The organism is Brevibacillus sp. SAFN-007a, from assembly GCF_051967035.1.
Lineage (GTDB): Bacteria > Bacillota > Bacilli > Brevibacillales > Brevibacillaceae > Brevibacillus.
Map to the genome: position 1 here is coordinate 1 of NZ_JBQCKK010000067.1, position 526 is coordinate 526.

The window sequence follows — 526 nt, forward strand, 5'->3', positions numbered from 1 at the left end:
GTCGGTTTGCGGTACGGGCACCTTGTTCCTCGCTAGACGCTTTTCTTGGCAGTGTGAAATCAGGGACTTCGGTACTTGTATTTCCCTCGCCATCACAGCTTGCCCTTGGCGGTGTGCGGATTTGCCTACACACCAGGCTTGCTGCTTGGACGGCCATCCAGTAGGCCGCTCACCCTATCCTCCTGCGTCACGCCGTTGCTCAAACGGAACAGAGGTGGTACAGGAATATCAACCTGTTGTCCATCGCCTACGCCTTTCGGCCTCAGCTTAGGTCCCGACTAACCCTGGGAGGACGAGCCTTCCCCAGGAACCCTTAGGCTTTCGGTGGACAAGATTCTCACTTGTCTTTTCGCTACTTACACCGGCATTCTCACTTCCAAGCGCTCCACCGCTCTTTCCAGTACGGCTTCTCTGCTGCTTGGAACGCTCCCCTACCCAGTCCGTAAGGACTGCCATAGCTTCGGTGATACGTTTAGCCCCGTTACATTTTCCGCGCAGAGTCACTCGACCAGTGAGCTATTACGCA

Annotated in this window: 1 rRNA gene; it reads right to left on the minus strand. The window is 55.7% G+C overall.

Going from position 1 to position 526, the window contains the following annotated elements:
• Positions 1–526 (minus strand): 23S ribosomal RNA (locus ACTHO6_RS21235); the annotation flags it as partial.